Raw genomic sequence first — 14860 nt, forward strand, 5'->3', positions numbered from 1 at the left:
ACGAATCGTAGAACTACGACGTGTAGTACGTCGACCGGGGGCAGGGAGGCCCGCGTCACCGCGCGGACCCGGCTCCGGGAGGGGAGCCGGCGGCCGGCCGCGGGTCCGCGCCGGGGTCCGGGCCGGTGAACTGGGCTGACACGCGGGATCGGGAGAGGGCGGGGGTGCGGGGGGTGCCGCCGCGCGCCGCCGCGGGCGCCGCGGCGGCGCGCGGATGTGACCGAGTTCATGGCCTCGTGGCGCCGTCACCATGAGGGGCGTGATGGCCGCGCCGGGGGTGATCCGCTCGCCGAGACCGGGTTTCAGCCGCCCGCCGGACCGGGGGCGTACTGCGCCACGCCCTCGCCCAGCGACCAGTCGGCCGAGGTGTTCTCGGTGAGGCAGACGAACACGTTGCGCGGTTCGGTTCCCGCGTAGGCGTGGGCGAGTTCGGCGATCCGGCGGTAGAGCGCACGCTTGCGCCCGGCCGGACGCCCCGCGCGCAGGGTGATGGCCACGTAGACGATCCCCTCGCCGCGGTGCACGCCGAGGTGGTCGTCGAAGCGCAGGTCGCTGGTGGTCCCTTCGTGGCTGGTCAGGATCTGGAACCGGTCGTCGGGCGGGAAGCCCATGGTCTCGACCAGAGCCTCGTGCACGGCGCGGTCGAGGGCGTCGAGGCGGGCGGGGTCGGCGCGCAGCGCGTCGATCCGGACGAGCGGCATGGCAGGGCCTTTCCGGGGTGGTGGCGGTGGAGGTGGCCGGGGCGACGTCGGAGACGGCGGAGGGGGATGGGCGGGGCGGCGGAGAGGGAGGGGAGGGGCGCGGCGAGCGGGCGAGCGGCGCCCGCGACGGGCGTGGTTGCGGGCAGGTGCAGGCAGGTACAGGCACTGCGGCGGTGCTGGGTGGGGCGCCGGGGTGTTAGTGCGGCCGGGCGGTCGATCGGGTGCGGGCGAGCGGTCATCGGCCGCCCGGGCGGGTGGCGGAGGTGGCGTCGGGGTGGCGAGGGCGGCGGGTGGTGGGGGGTGTCGGGGCGGGGCCACGCGGGTTGGGGCGCGGTCGGTGTCCGCGATCCGGCGACGATTCTCGCCTCAGTGTCGGCCGACTCCCGAAACGGGGAGGGAAAGCGTTTGCGCACCCCGCTTTGTCTCACAATGTGAGACGAAGTGGGGTCTCTTGCGACGATCCAGCCTCCACGGTCGTCCGGTGGCCCGAAACCGCTAACTCGTCGCTTTTAAAAAAGGGGCGAAAGGTGCAAATGCATCCCGAGGAGGGTCTGGTGTCTCACATCGTGGACATTGTGGTGAGGTTGCGGGCGGAGAGGGCGCCATTCAGGCGTGCAATGGTGAGTAAAAACCGTCAAAACGCAACAAAAGGTCGCCCAGTGCGCCGACGATATGCGGATTCTTGCGAGTCCGACCGACAGCGATCCGACGCGGCGCGCTGACCCGCCTCCCCGCGCCACTGCCTTCGGCGTCTCGTCGCGGCCCTGATCCTCCGCCGGCTGAGCCGGTGGCCGCCGGGCCCGGCCACCCGGTGCTGTTGCCGCTCCCGTCGGGGCCGTGGCCGCCGCTCCCGGTTTCGGTCACAGCCGAGCCGGGTGTCCGCCGCCGTCGCCGCCGCGTCTCGGCCTGCACCCGAGTCCGCCGTACCGGTGACCGCCCGGCCTTGCCCCCGCCGCCTTCGGTGCCCCGTCGCGGCCTCGACCAGCCGCCATGGGTGCCGATCACCGCTGAGCCGGGTGTCCGCCGCCGTTGCCGCCCCGTCGCTACCCCGGCCGTCCACGACGAGAACCGATGATCCATCGGCCTACGAAGCACAGGCCCACGGACCCATTGGTCCGCCGACCCCGGCCCCGGTCGCTGCTCCCCGGCCCAGCCCGCCAACCCACGGTCCCGCCAACCCGTCGGCCCGTCGGTCGGCCATGAAGGCCCCGGAGGCCACCAAGGCCACCAAGGCCACTCCTCCGGCTACGCCCCCCGCTCGCGGAGCATGTCCTCCATCAGGTCGATCTCGCTCTGCTGCGCCTCGGCCATGCCCGCCGCGAAGTCGGCGACCATCTGCTCCCCGGCGAGGTCGGCCCCGGCCTCGGCCATCTCGATGCCGCCCTCGTGGTGCTCGATCATCAACTGGAGGTACAGGATCTCGGCGTCCTCGCCCTCGGCCGCGCGCAGGTCCTCCAGGTCCGCCTCGGTGGCCATGCCGGGCATGCGGTCGGGCATGTCCTCGGCCGAGCCGTGGTGCCCGTGCCCGGCCATCCACTCCATGGCCGGGCGCGCGCCGCGCGCCGGGAGGTCCCACTGCACGAGCCAGCCCTGCATGCGCCCGATCTGCTCCTGCTGGGTGCGCAGGATGTCGGTGGCCACGGTGCGCATCACCTGGTCGTCGGCCTCTTCGAGCACGATGAGTGACATGTCCACGGCCTGGGAGTGGTGCACGCTCATGTCCCGCAGGAAACCGGCGTCGGCGGAGCTGTCGATCGGCTGCACCGGCCGCCCCAGGAGGTAGCCCGCCACCAGGGCCGCCGCCACCAGCGGAAGCGCGATGACCAGCGGAACCGCCGCGCGCCGCCGGGGGGCGGAGGGGGTGGGGCGCGGGGTGTCTTCGTCGACCGACTCTGTCATATGCTCTTCCCCACTTATGGGAACCAATCTGGCTAATCGGGCGTTCCGGACGGAGACCTGCGCTTCCAGAGCGTAACGGGACCTTGCTCCAGTACCCCAGTCGAACCACCCCGGGAGAACCGCAGTGGCAAAGAACGCAGCCGAACGCCGCCGGAAAGCCGAGGAACGGCGCATCCAGCGGGAGCGCGAGGAGCGGCGCCGGCGCTTCCTCCGGATCTCCGCGTTCTCCGTCACCGGCGTGGTGCTCGCCGGGCTCGTCGGATTCGGCGTCTGGGTGGCCTACGACCGCGGGCAGCAGAGGGACCCCGCCACCATCGAGGGCCTGCGCACCTTCGACGACCTGACCAACAACCACGTCACCGAGCCCGTCGACTACGAGCAGACCCCGCCCGCGGGCGGCGACCACCACGCGGTCTGGCAGAACTGCGGCGTCTACGACGCCCCGGTCTCCACCATGAACGCCGTGCACTCCCTGGAGCACGGCGCGGTGTGGATCACCTACGAGCCCGACCTTCCCGAGGACCAGGTCGAGCAGCTCGCCTCGCTGTACTCCCAGGGCAGCTACGTCCTGGTCAGCCCCTACGAGGACGGCGACATGCCCTCGCCCATCGTGGCCAGCGCGTGGGGCAACCAGATCCGGCTCGACTCGCCCGAGGACGAGCGGCTGTCCCGGTTCCTGCGCGCCTTCGAGCGCAGCCCCAACGTCCCCGAGCCCGGCGCGGCCTGCTCGGGCGGCCTGAACATGAACGCCCAGGAACTGGAGGAGGCCGGCGGCCTCGAAGCCCTCAACGGCGGCATGTAGGCATCCGGCCCGGTTACCGACACCGCGCCCCGGCCGCTCCTACCCGAGCGGCCGGGGCGCGGGCGTTTCCGCGTTGCCGATGGGGTCCCCTGGCTACAGCTCGCCCGAGGGCAGCGCCGGGATCTCCTCGGCGATCAGTTCGCTGACGCGCACCAGCCCCTGGGCCGGCGGCCCGTAGGACGGCGGCAGCGTCAGCTCGACGTAGACCTCGCGGCCCACGGCGGTGTACAGGTTGGGCTCGGCCGGGGGCTCCGCCAGCCAGGCGACCTCCTCGACCACCATCAGCTCGGAGTCGGGCGCCAGCGCCGGCGGGCGCGCCACGCCGCAGCGCAGCGCGATCGGCGGATCCCCCCAGGCCGCGGCGTAGGGGGTGTCCGGCTCGACCTCGGCGCGCGGCTGGTCCACCAGGGTGTCGGGCAGCCGCTCCACCAGATCGCGGCAGACGTCGCGCGCCTCGGGGGCGGGGCTGGGCGCGGGCAGCCGCACGGTGCCCGAGGCGCAGCCCGCGGCCGCCGCAACGGTCGTGAGGGCGGCCAGCGCCGCCGCCGCGCGTCGCATGGGAGGTCGCCGGTCCCCTCAGATGTTCACGATCGGACAGGTGAGCGTGCGGGTGATCCCGTCGAGGCGCTGGATGCGCGCCACGACCAGGCGCCCGAGCGCGTCGACGTCGTCGGCCTGCGCGCGCACGATCACATCGTAGGGACCGGTGACGTCCTCGGCCTGCGTGACCCCCTCGATGTCGCTGATGTCGCGCGCGACCTCGGCGGCCCGCCCCACATCCGTCTGGATCAACACATATGCCTGCACCATGGAAGCCTCCTGCTGGATCGTCGCGCGCCCGGGTGCGCCGCCGCGCCGCCCGGACCCGTTGTGCCTGAACTCCGCCCTGCCCGTCGCGCCCGTGCTCCGTCGCCGTCGCGGCCGAGCCGAGGCGTCGGGCCGGTCCGCGCGGGTCTAGACCACTGCGCCGAGGCGTCACCGTACCCTGAGGGCTGTGTGGAGCACCATTGGGGAGGCCGGCGAATTCGGCCTGATAGCGCGCGTGACCGCCCAATTCCCCGGAACCGGCGACGTAATCCTCGGTCCTGGCGATGATGCCGCAATCGTGACCGCACCCGACAACCGGGTCGTCGCCACGATGGATCTGCTGGTCGAGGACCGGCACTTCCGCCGCGCGTGGTCCTCGCCCGAGGACGTCGGGCGCAAGGCCGTCGCGCAGAACTTCGCCGACATCGCGGCCATGGGCGCCCGCCCCACGGCGCTCCTTGTGGGATTTGCCGCACCCCGCGACCTCCCGTTGAGCTGGGCCGACGGCCTCACCGAGGGCCTGCGCGCCGAATGCGCCCACGCCGGCGGCGCCGTCGTGGGCGGCGACACCGTGGCGGCCGACACCATCACCGTGGCCATCACCGCGCTGGGCGACCTCGGCGGCCGCCCGGCGGTGCGCCGCGACGGCGCCCGGCCCGGCGACGTCATCGCCGTCACCGGCCCCCTCGGCCTGTCCAGCGCCGGCTACGACCTGCTGGAGGCGGGCGTGCTCGGCCCCGAGGACGCCCGGCGCGCCCTCGGCGGCGCGGCCGCCGGCGGCGCCGACCCCGCGTGGGCGGCCTGCCTGCGCGAGCACCGCCGCCCGCGCCCGCCCTACGCCGAGGGACCGCACGCGGCGCGCCTGGGCGCCCGCGCCATGCTCGACGTCAGCGACGGCCTCGTGCAGGACCTCGGCCACGTCGCCCGCGCCAGCGGGGTGGCGATCGACCTCGACACCGCCGCGCTGGTGCCCGACCCCGCCCTGGAGGAGGCCGCGGCGCTGCTGGAGCGGCTGGGCGCCGCCCGGCGCGGCCCCGTCGAGCGCATGCTGTTCGGCGGCGAGGACCACGCGCTGGCCGCGGCGTTCCCGCCCGGTACCGAGCTGCCGCCGCAGTGGCGCCGCATCGGGTCGGCCGCCGCGCCCGGCGCCGACGGCGCGGTGGTGACCGTGGACGGCCGGCCCGCCCGGGCGCGCGGCTGGGACCACTTCCGCTGAACCCGGTCCCCCGACCGCCCCGTCCGCCCCCGCCGCGGCACCCCGCTCCCGACCCGCTCCCCGGACCCGCACCGGCCGCTGCCGGCGCCCCCGGGGCCCGCGAACCCCGCCCGGACGCTATGTCAGGTTTCACGGACGCGGGGTTAGGGTGTCGGTTTCGAAGGCCGAATCGCGCTAAGCTCGGCCTGCTTCTTGGAGTCAGCACCGGATCGGGGTCACCGTGCGGCCACGTGGAACGGATCACCGGCCTGCCGGCTCGCAAACGCCGGAACCGCCCGAGGACATCTCCGAGCGGATGCGCGCCGGACGCCGCGATCCCCTGGCCGAGCGCCCGCGGCGCGGCGGCTCCCGCACCCGCGAGTCCCGCGGCGCGCACCGGGCCGAACCCGCCAACCCCGGCGGACTCGCCGCCGTGGGCTACTTCCTGGGCTCCACCGTTCCCAAGCGCGTGCAGCCGCCCCGGCTGATCAACGTGCTCCTGGTCTCGGGCGTCACCCTCGCCCTGACCCTCTTCGGCTACAGCACCACGCAGATCTACCTGCGGTTCTCCGACCCCCCTGACTCCGGCAGCCCGGCACCCGGCGCCGGCGAGCGCGTGCCGCCCACCGCCGAGGCCGACGCCGCCCAGCCCGGCACCGGGCCCGGCGGCAGCGCCGACAGCGCCTCCTCCACCGTCAGCGTGGTCTCCTACGAGACCGTGGAGTCCTCGGCCACCGGGTTCACCGGCGCCGTCACCGTCACCAACACCGGCACCGCCGTGCTGGCCGACTGGGAGTTGGCGCTGGAGTTCGCCGACGCCACCGTCACCTCGGTGCGCGACGTCGACTGGCGGGCCACCGAGCACGGGGTGGTGGCCCGGGCGCCCGACTCCTCCGACGGCCTGGGGCCGGGGGAGTCGGTCACCCTCAGCTTCACCGCGGCCGGAACCGCCCAGGCGCCGGTCACCTGCGCGCTCAACGGCCGCCCCTGCGACCTCGCCGGGGAGTGACCCCCCGGCGACCGCCCCGCCGCCCCACTCTCCTGCACGCGGCCGGGAACGCCGAAAAGCGCCACGGCGAAGCCGTGGCGCTCAGGGGCGCCGTGGAGAGCGGACTCCTACGACAGCGGCAGGGCGCGAAGGGCGTCCGCGGTCAGCGGTCGACCTTGCCGGCCTTGATGCAGGACGTGCACACGCTCAGGCGCTTGGGCGTGCCGCCCACGCGGGTGCGCACGGTCTGGATGTTGGGGTTCCAGCGGCGGCGGGTGCGGCGGTGCGAGTGGGAAACACTGTTACCGAACCCTGGTCCCTTGCCGCAGACGTCGCAGACGGAAGCCACGGTAACTCCATTCAGGCGCTCGGATCCGCATCCGACAGCGGTGCGGGCCCCGAGAGAGGTCTGGTGAGCAGGCTGGCGCGGCGCGCCAACCGTGGGAGCGTACACGAGGACCCGCACCGGTCTCCAACCAGCGGAGCAGCCGGCCTGCGGGCGGGAACGCGCACGCGGGATCGGGGCCGGAAAGCCGGTCCCGGGATATCAGGCCGCCAGCGGCGCGGCCGGCGGACCGGGCGCGGGCACTGCACGTCCAAACCCCAACTATACCGCCCCCGCCCACCCGCGCCGCCCGCGCCGCCGGCGCCCGCCCCGGTCACCGCCCCGCGCCGACGCCGCCGCGCGGCCGCCCGGGTTGTCGGCCCGAGCGTGTACAAACGGTCTAGCGTGTCAGCAGCACACGTCCGCAGCCGTGTCCAGGGGAGGGGTCGCGTGATCAGTTGGGACGAACCGCTGCGCACCACCCTCGGCGCCACCGCCGCCAAGAAGCTCGCCGCCGAACTCGACCTCCACACCGCCGGCGACCTCCTGCGCTACTACCCGCGCCGCTACGCCACCCGCGGGGAGCTGACCGACCTCGCCGCCCTGGCCGAGGGCGAGCAGGTCACGGTGGTCGCCCAGGTGCACTCCGCGCACAAGCGCGAACTCCGGCGCGGCCCGGGCGGGCGCCCGCGCAGCCTGCTGGAGGTCGTCATCACCGACGGCACCGGCCGCCTCACGCTCGCGTTCTTCGCCAAGGTCGGGTTCCACCAGCGCGAACTCCTGCCCGGCCGGCGCGGCATGTTCGCGGGCAGGATCTCCACCTACCGGGGCAAGAAGCAGCTGGCCCACCCGGTCTACGAGATGCTGCCCGACGACGGCACCGCCGACTCCCGCGCCCGCGAGTTCGCCGAACGCCCCATCCCCATCTACCCCGCCACCAAGGACCTGTCCTCCATGGACATCGCCCGGTGCGTGGGCGTGCTCCTCGACCAGACCACCGCCGACCTCCCCGACCCCCTCCCGCCCGACCTCCGCGCCCGCCGCCGGCTGCTCCCGCTGCACGAGGCCCTGGAGCGCATCCACCGCCCGGCCGACCTCGACCAGATCGGCCGCGCCCGGGTGCGGCTGAAGTGGGACGAGGCGTTCGTGCTGCAGCTCGCGCTGGCCCGCCGCCGCCGCGAGGCCGCCGCGCTCTCGGCCCGCCCGCGCCCCCGCGTCGCCGGCGGCCTGCTCGACGCCTTCGACTCCGCCCTGCCCTTCACGCTCACCGAGGGCCAGGCCGAGGTCGGCGCCGCCATCTCCGCCGGCCTCGACTCCGCCCACCCCATGCACCGGCTGCTCCAGGGCGACGTCGGCGCGGGCAAGACCCTGGTCGCGCTGCGCGCCATGCTCCAGGTCGTCGACTCCGGCGGCCAGGCCGTGCTGCTGGCCCCCACCGAGGTCCTGGCCCAGCAGCACCACCGCTCCATCAGCGCGATGCTGGGTCCGCTGGGCCGCGCCGGGCAGATCGACGGCGCCGAGCACGCCACCCGCGTCGCCCTGCTCACCGGATCCCAGGGCGCGGCCGCCCGGCGCGAGGCCCTGCTCGACGCCGCCTCCGGCGCCGCCGGGATCGTGGTGGGCACCCACGCGCTCCTCCAGGAGCACGTCTCCTTCGCCGACCTCGGCCTGGTGGTCGTCGACGAACAGCACCGGTTCGGCGTCGAGCAGCGCGACGCCCTGCGCGAGAAGGCCGCCGAGGGCCGCCCGCACGTGCTGGTCATGACCGCCACACCCATCCCGCGCACCGTCGCCATGACCGTCTACGGCGACCTCGACGTCGTCGCCCTCACCCAGCTCCCGGCCGGGCGCGCGCCCGTGGCCACCCACGTGGTGCCCGCCGTCGACAAGCCGCACTTCGTCGAACGCGCCTGGCAGCGCGTCCGCGAGGAGGTCGAGCAGGGCCGGCAGGTCTACGTGGTGTGCCCCCGCATCGGCGGCGACACCCCCGGCGGCGAGGACACCGACGACCCCGGCCTCGCCCCGCCCGCCGAGCCCGCCGCCCCCGGCGACGAACCCGCGCGCCGCCCGCCGCTGGCCGTGGCCGAGCTGACCGCCGAACTCACCGCCGGCCCGCTGGCCGGGCTGCGCGTGGAGCAGTTGCACGGCCGCCTGGCCCCCGACGACAAGGACGCCGTCATGCGCCGCTTCGCCGCCGGCCAGACCGACGTCCTGGTCGCCACCACCGTGATCGAGGTCGGCGTGGACGTCCCCAACGCCACCGCCATGGTCATCATGGACGCCGACCGCTTCGGGGTCTCCCAGCTGCACCAGCTGCGCGGGCGCGTGGGCCGCGGCGGCCTGCCCGGCCTGTGCCTGCTGGTCACCGAGGCCCCCGAGAACACACCGGCCCGCCAGCGCCTGGACGCCGTGGCCGCCACCACCGACGGCTTCGAGCTGTCCCGGGTCGACCTCGAACAGCGCCGAGAGGGCGACGTCCTGGGCGACGCCCAGTCGGGGCGGCGCTCCTCGCTGCGCATGCTGACCCTGCTGCGTGACGAAGACCTCATCGGCGAGGCCCGCGAGGAGGCCACCGCGCTGATCGGCGCCGACCCCGGCCTCACCGGCCACCCGCCGCTGGCCCGCGCCCTTGAGGACCTGCTGCCCGAGGAGCGGGCGGAGTTCCTGGAGAAGGCCTGACCACCGCCCCGCGCGCGGGCCGGGCACCGGCGCGGCGGCGCGCCCGCCGCGCCCGGGCGCTCACCGGTGCCGCGCGGCGCCCCCGGGTGCCGCCGCGCTAACGTGACGCATATGACCCGCATCATCGCCGGTACCGCGCGGGGCCGCCGGATCGCCGTGCCGGACGGCCGCACCACCCGTCCCACCAGCGACCGCGCCCGCGAGGCGCTGTTCGCCTCGGCGCTGTCGGACCTCGGCACGTTCGAAGGGCTGCGGGTGCTCGACCTCTACGCCGGATCCGGGGCGATCGGGCTGGAGGCCCTGTCGCGCGGCGCCGCGCACGCGCTGCTGGTGGAGTCCGACCGCCGGGTGGTGGCCACGCTGAAGGCCAACATCGCCGCGCTGGGCCTGCCCGGCGCGCGCGTGGCGGCGGCGCGGGTCCTGCGGGTCCTGGCGGGGGAGCCGCCCGGCGGCCCCTTCGACGTGGTCGTGGCCGACCCGCCCTACGCGGTCGCGGCGGCGGAGGTCGAGGAGGTCCTGGTGGCCCTGCGCGACGGCGGCTGGCTCGCGCCGGGCGCGCTGGTGGTCGTGGAGCGCTCCGGCCGCGACCCCGACCTGGTCTGGCCCGAGGGCTACGAACCCGACCGGGTCCGCCGATACGGAGAGGCGGCGCTTTGGTACGGTCGCGCCGCGAGCCTTTCGGGACCGTCGTGAAACTCCGGGCAGAATCTGGCGGTGGAGCCCTCGCGCCGGAAGCGTCCGATCGTCAAGGAGGATCGATCCACCGTGCGTCGTGTCGTCTGCCCCGGGTCGTTCGACCCGGTCACCAACGGCCACATCGACATCATCGGGCGTACCGCGCGGCAGTATGACGAGGTGGTCGCCGCGGTGCTGACCAACGTCCACAAGAAGGGCCTTTTCACCGTCGAGGAAAAGGTCGAGATGCTGCAGGAGTGCACCGCCGACCTCGCCAACGTGCGGGTGGCCCAGTTCAACGGGCTGCTGGTGGACTTCTGCCGCGAGAACGGCATCAGCGCCATCATCCGCAGCCTGCGCTCGGTCAGCGACTTCGACTACGAACTCCAGATCGCGCAGATGAACTACCGCCTGTCCGGGGTGGAGACCCTGTTCATGACGGCCAACCCGAAGTACTCGTTCCTCAGCTCCAGCCTGGTCCGCGAGATCGCCCAGTACGGCGGCGACGTCAGCAGCCTGGTCACGCCCAACGTCGAGCAGCGGCTGCGCGACAAGTACAAGTAGGGCGGGCGTTGCGCGGCGGGCCGCCCACCGGGGCGAACGCGGATTTGGGCGCGGTCCGGGCCGGTCGGTATACTCGCCAACCGGCTACGCCTTCGTTCCGGGCGCGGCCGCGTGTCCGACGCGTCGTTGCGACGACCACCCGCCCACCGCCCCGCGTTCCGCGGCCGGCGGCACTCCTTGAAAGCGCGATCACCCTGTCTCGTCTTGACGCACGCGCCCCGTTCGTGGTCGACACCCGGCCGCTGGGGCGCCAGCCCGGCTCCATGCGCACCGTGGAGCGCGCCGTGCCCGCGCCCGGCTCGCTCGCCACGGGCATGTCCGCCGTGCCCGAGGGCACGCCGATCGAGCTGGAGCTGCGGCTTGAGGCCGTGATGGAGGGCGTGCTCGTCACCGGCGAGGCGCGCGCCGAGGTCACGGGCGAGTGCTCCCGCTGCCTGGACCCCATCACCGACACCGTCGAGGTCGGGTTCCAGGAGCTGTTCCGCTACCCCGGCGAGGACGACCTCGGGGCGGCCGGTGACACGGACGCGGAGGACGACGAAGAGGACTACTATCTAGAAGGCGAACTCCTCGACCTCGAACCGGTGGTCCGCGACGCCGTCGTGCTCGCGCTGCCGCTCGCGCCGCTGTGCCGGGACGACTGCCCCGGCCTGTGCGCCGAGTGCGGGGCGAGGCTCGCCGACGTCGGCCCCGACCACAACCACGGCGAGGCCATCGACCCCCGCTGGGCGTCGCTGCGCGACCTCGGCGAGGAGTTCGGCGAACGATGAGCCCCCGCTCCGTCCGGCACCGCGACCGCCGCCCGCGGCCGCGAACCCCCGGGCGGGGCACAGCGGTGCTCCCCGCCTCGGCGGGGTGCGCCCGTGCAAGTACCGCTCCCGCGACCGCGCGGGTGACCCAGGAGGATTGAAGTGGCTGTCCCGAAGCGGAAGATGTCGCGGAGCAACACCCGCAAGCGCCGTTCGCAGTGGAAGGCGTCGCGCCCCGAGCTGGTGACCTGCCCGCGCTGCCGCGACTACAAGCTCCCGCACACCGCCTGCGCCACGTGCGGCACCTACAACAACCGCCAGGTGCTGAACCCGTCCTAAGGGCCGCGAACCGCGGCGGGTCCGGTGCGCGGCGCGCGAGCGGGGGGCAGCCCCGCACCGCGCCGCCCACCGGGCCCGCCTTTCGGCTCTTGGGGTCCGCACGTACCACGGCAACACAACACGACGACCGCGCCGGTTCGGGCCTATCCCGAGGCCGTGGTGGCCGCCGGGGAGCACCCGCCTCCGCGACGCCCACCTCGCTTTCGAGCGTCCCTGATCGGCTTAGTTGAGCGCAGCCGCGCGCACGCGCCGCGCGCTGGAGATCAGGAGTGTGAACGTCGAGTGGCCACTCAACTCAACGCGGCCGAGGCCCGCGAGTTCTACCGCGCCATCGGTGTCGAACTCGACCCCAAGGTGCTCGCGCGGGCGCTGACCCACCGGTCCTACGCCTATGAGAAGGGCGGTCTGCCCACCAACGAGCGCCTGGAGTTCCTGGGCGACTCCGTGCTGGGGCTGATCGTCACCGACACCCTCTTCCGCGAGCACCCCGACCTTCCCGAGGGCCAGCTCGCCAAGCTGCGCGCCGCCGTGGTGAACATGCGGGCGCTGGCCGACGTCGCCCGCGAGCTGGGCATCGGCGGCTACATCCGGCTGGGCCGCGGCGAGGAGGGCACCGGCGGGCGCGACAAGTCCTCCATCCTGGCCGACACCCTGGAGGCCATCATCGGCGCGGTCTACCTCGACCGCGGCCTGGACGTCGCCTCCGACCTCGTGCACCGGCTGTTCGACCCGCTGATCGCCACCGCCTCGGGCCTGGGCGCGGGCCTGGACTGGAAGACCTCCCTGCAGGAGCTGACCGCCTCGGAGATGCTCGGCGTGCCCGAGTACCACGTCGACGAGAGCGGTCCCGACCACCAGAAGACCTTCCGCGCCACCGTCCGCGTGGCCGGCGAGGACTACGGCACGGGCGAGGGCCGCAGCAAGAAGGAGGCCGAGCAGCAGGCCGCGGAGTCGGCCTGGAAGGCCATCCGCGCCAAGTCCGCCGCTGCGGTCGCCGACGAGGACGGAGCCTGACCCCCCGATGCCCGAACTGCCCGAGGTCGAGGTCGTCCGCACCGGCCTGGAGCACTGGGTGCGCGGCCGGACCGTCCACGAGGCCCTGGTGCTGCACCCGCGCGCCGTCCGGCGGCACGCGGCGGGGGCCGAGGACTTCGCCGCGCGGCTGAAGGACCGCGCCGTCACCGAGGTCCGGCGCCGCGGCAAGTACCTGTGGCTCAACCTCGACTCCGGCGACGCCTTGCTGGCCCACCTGGGCATGAGCGGCCAGCTGCTGGTCCAGCCGCGCGGCCGCCCCGACGAGCGGCATTTGCGGGTGCGCCTGGGGCTGGGCGCCGACAACGAGCGCGAGCTGCGGTTCGTGGACCAGCGCACCTTCGGCCACCTCATGGTCGAGCCGCTGGCGCCCGACGTGGTGGGCCGTTCGGCCGGGGTGCCCGCGGTCATCTCCCACATCGCGCTGGACCCCCTCGACCCCGACTTCGACGACGCGGTGTTCACGGCGGCGCTGCGGCGCCGGCGCACCGAGATCAAGCGCGCGCTGCTGGACCAGTCGCTGATCAGCGGGGTGGGCAACATCTACGCCGACGAGGCGCTGTGGCGCGCGCGGCTGCACTGGGCGCGCCCCACCGCCACGCTGCGCCCCGCCCAGGTGGCCGAGCTGCTGGCGCGGCTGCGCGACGTGCTGCGCGAGGCGCTGGCCGAGGGCGGCACCTCCTTCGACAGCCTCTACGTCAACGTCAACGGCGAGAGCGGCTACTTCGAGCGCGGCCTGAACGCCTACGGCCGCCGCGACCTGCCCTGCCGCCGCTGCGGCACGCCCATCCGCCGCGACCCCTTCATGAACCGGTCGTCGTTCAGCTGCCCGCGCTGCCAGCCGGCGCCGCGCCGGCGGGTAGGCGGCGGGTAGGCGGGTCCGTGGACCGCACGTGACACGAGCCGAGACGGGAGGCGGCAGCGCATGGCAGGCACCGGGAGCACAGAGGGCACGCACGGCGCCGGGGGCGGCGCCGACGAGGGGGCGCGCCTGACCGCGTGGGTGCGCGGACGCGTGCAGGGCGTGGGTTTCCGCTGGTGGGTGCGCTCGCGCGCGCTGGAACTGGGGCTCACCGGCGCCGCGACCAACCTGGCCGACGGCCGGGTGGAGGTGGTCGCCGAGGGCCCGCGCGAGCGGTGTGCGCAGCTTCTCGCGCATCTGCGCGGCGGTGAAACCCCTGGTGAGGTCACCGGCGTGGTTGAACGATGGGAGAATCCCCGGGGCGCGTACTCCGGATTCGCCGAGCGGTGAGTATCCTGGGAAGGTAGCGCGGTTCGCGAGCGCCCGCCTGCAGTCGGCTTCACGCCGCGGCAGCCCTACGCGCGGGGTGCTCAACGCCGGATCGCGCCCTTGTGACCTGTCCGGTTACAGTTTGTTACGTACGGTTTCGTTCAATCTTGACCAGTAGCGCCCATGGTGAGACGCTGGAAGGCAGACCGCGCGCCCTTCCTCAGGAGACAGCCGGGGATGCTCGGCGGCGCTCCTCTTGCTCATGTGTGCGTGCATCGAACTGGTCACTCAGTGTGGAGGACCCACATCATGGCGAAGGCTCTGTTTGGCCACGTCGGCGGTCCTGACCCTCAGATGGTTCAGGAAATGCGGCGACTGCAGAAGCGAGTACGTGACCTCGAGGACGAGATCGGTCGTCTTCAGGCACGCAACGACCAACTGTCGGCGGCCGTCGCCGACGTCTCTGTCACCGCGGCGGACCGCGAGCCCGCGCTCGCCTAACGCCCCCGCTACGATTCCGTACCGCAGCAAGGGACGCCGCTTCTTCGGCCAGGCGTCCCTGAGCGGGGCATCCGGGCCCGGCCGTACCGGCCCCGACCACCCGGTCCGCGGCGGCGGCGCACGCCGACCGCCCCTCCGCCCCGCAGGCGACGACGACTCCACCCCCCGCGAACGGCGCACCGCTCCGGTGCGCCCCGCCGTGTCCGCACAGCACCGCCCCGCCCGACCGCCGCGCTCCCCACGCGGCGCCGGAGACGGGGCGGGTGGCCGCGGCCACCGGTGACACCGCGCGGTTCCCCCACCCGAAACCCCTGGTTCATGGCACTCTTGATGGCACCCTGGAATGCCGAGGACCGGCGAGTGGCGAGTGAAG

At 74.2% G+C, this 14860-nt stretch carries 17 protein-coding genes; 12 read left to right on the forward strand and 5 right to left on the reverse strand.

The features are described from left to right. Positions 1 to 302: 302 nt before the first annotated feature. Entirely contained in the window at positions 303 to 701 is a 399-nt protein-coding gene (locus HNR12_RS21540; RefSeq protein WP_179769274.1) for a tautomerase family protein, read from the reverse strand. 1245 nt (positions 702 to 1946) lie between these two features. Beyond that, a complete protein-coding gene (locus tag HNR12_RS21545) occupies positions 1947 to 2600 on the reverse strand; it encodes a DUF305 domain-containing protein (RefSeq protein ID WP_179769275.1) in 654 nt (217 codons plus the stop codon). Positions 2601 to 2724: 124 nt separating this feature from the next. Here HNR12_RS21545 and HNR12_RS21550 point away from each other — a divergent pair, with 124 nt between their 5' ends. After that, the gene (locus tag HNR12_RS21550) at positions 2725 to 3402 is read left to right on the forward strand and encodes a DUF3105 domain-containing protein (RefSeq protein WP_179769276.1); all 678 of its coding nucleotides are present in this window, start codon (positions 2725 to 2727) and stop codon (positions 3400 to 3402) included. A 93-nt stretch (positions 3403 to 3495) separates the two neighbouring features. On the opposite strand, the gene HNR12_RS21555 is transcribed toward HNR12_RS21550, so the two are convergent. Beyond that, positions 3496 to 3960 (reverse strand): DUF3515 domain-containing protein, encoded by a 465-nt coding sequence (locus HNR12_RS21555; RefSeq protein WP_179769277.1) that lies wholly within the window; start codon positions 3958 to 3960, stop codon positions 3496 to 3498. Between the two features lie 18 nt (positions 3961 to 3978). Beyond that, entirely contained in the window at positions 3979 to 4212 is a 234-nt protein-coding gene (locus tag HNR12_RS21560) for an Lrp/AsnC family transcriptional regulator (RefSeq protein ID WP_179769278.1), read from the reverse strand. A 184-nt stretch (positions 4213 to 4396) separates the two neighbouring features. On the opposite strand from HNR12_RS21560, the gene HNR12_RS21565 reads away from it, so the two are divergent. Both HNR12_RS21565 and HNR12_RS21570 read left to right on the forward strand, forming a co-directional pair. Then, a complete protein-coding gene (locus HNR12_RS21565; RefSeq protein ID WP_179769279.1) occupies positions 4397 to 5425 on the forward strand; it encodes a thiamine-phosphate kinase in 1029 nt (342 codons plus the stop codon). A gap of 295 nt (positions 5426 to 5720) precedes the next feature. Then, complete coding sequence (locus HNR12_RS21570; protein ID WP_179769280.1) at positions 5721 to 6413, forward strand: cellulose binding domain-containing protein; 693 nt, start codon at positions 5721 to 5723, stop codon at positions 6411 to 6413. Between the two features lie 142 nt (positions 6414 to 6555). Here HNR12_RS21570 and rpmB read toward each other — a convergent pair whose 3' ends face one another. After that, positions 6556 to 6741: a 50S ribosomal protein L28 gene (gene rpmB / locus HNR12_RS21575; RefSeq protein ID WP_078762759.1), complete on the reverse strand. Its 186-nt coding sequence runs from the start codon at positions 6739 to 6741 to the stop codon at positions 6556 to 6558. A gap of 426 nt (positions 6742 to 7167) precedes the next feature. On the opposite strand from rpmB, the gene recG reads away from it, so the two are divergent. The 9 genes from recG to HNR12_RS21620 all read left to right on the forward strand — a co-directional run bounded on the left by recG (position 7168) and on the right by HNR12_RS21620 (position 14487). Continuing rightward, positions 7168 to 9396: an ATP-dependent DNA helicase RecG gene (gene recG, locus HNR12_RS21580; RefSeq protein WP_179769281.1), complete on the forward strand. Its 2229-nt coding sequence runs from the start codon at positions 7168 to 7170 to the stop codon at positions 9394 to 9396. A gap of 111 nt (positions 9397 to 9507) precedes the next feature. Next, positions 9508 to 10089: a 16S rRNA (guanine(966)-N(2))-methyltransferase RsmD gene (gene rsmD, locus HNR12_RS21585; RefSeq protein WP_179769282.1), complete on the forward strand. Its 582-nt coding sequence runs from the start codon at positions 9508 to 9510 to the stop codon at positions 10087 to 10089. A gap of 72 nt (positions 10090 to 10161) precedes the next feature. Then, positions 10162 to 10635, forward strand: coding sequence for a pantetheine-phosphate adenylyltransferase (gene coaD / locus HNR12_RS21590; RefSeq protein WP_179769283.1), 474 nt, complete (start codon positions 10162 to 10164; stop codon positions 10633 to 10635). Positions 10636 to 10859: 224 nt separating this feature from the next. Then, entirely contained in the window at positions 10860 to 11405 is a 546-nt protein-coding gene (locus HNR12_RS21595) for a YceD family protein (RefSeq protein ID WP_308118374.1), read from the forward strand. A gap of 141 nt (positions 11406 to 11546) precedes the next feature. Beyond that, on the forward strand, positions 11547 to 11723 hold the full coding sequence (gene rpmF, locus HNR12_RS21600) for a 50S ribosomal protein L32 (RefSeq protein ID WP_179769284.1): 177 nt from the start codon (positions 11547 to 11549) through the stop codon (positions 11721 to 11723). Between the two features lie 282 nt (positions 11724 to 12005). Continuing rightward, a complete protein-coding gene (gene rnc / locus HNR12_RS21605) occupies positions 12006 to 12737 on the forward strand; it encodes a ribonuclease III (RefSeq protein WP_179769285.1) in 732 nt (243 codons plus the stop codon). A gap of 7 nt (positions 12738 to 12744) precedes the next feature. Next, on the forward strand, positions 12745 to 13629 hold the full coding sequence (mutM, locus tag HNR12_RS21610) for a bifunctional DNA-formamidopyrimidine glycosylase/DNA-(apurinic or apyrimidinic site) lyase (RefSeq protein WP_179769286.1): 885 nt from the start codon (positions 12745 to 12747) through the stop codon (positions 13627 to 13629). A 51-nt stretch (positions 13630 to 13680) separates the two neighbouring features. Beyond that, on the forward strand, positions 13681 to 14007 hold the full coding sequence (locus tag HNR12_RS21615) for an acylphosphatase (protein WP_179769287.1): 327 nt from the start codon (positions 13681 to 13683) through the stop codon (positions 14005 to 14007). A 288-nt stretch (positions 14008 to 14295) separates the two neighbouring features. After that, positions 14296 to 14487: a hypothetical protein gene (locus tag HNR12_RS21620; protein ID WP_179769288.1), complete on the forward strand. Its 192-nt coding sequence runs from the start codon at positions 14296 to 14298 to the stop codon at positions 14485 to 14487. Positions 14488 to 14860 lie beyond the last annotated feature (373 nt).

The sequence above is a fragment of the Streptomonospora nanhaiensis genome (genome assembly GCF_013410565.1).
Taxonomy (GTDB): domain Bacteria; phylum Actinomycetota; class Actinomycetes; order Streptosporangiales; family Streptosporangiaceae; genus Streptomonospora; species Streptomonospora nanhaiensis.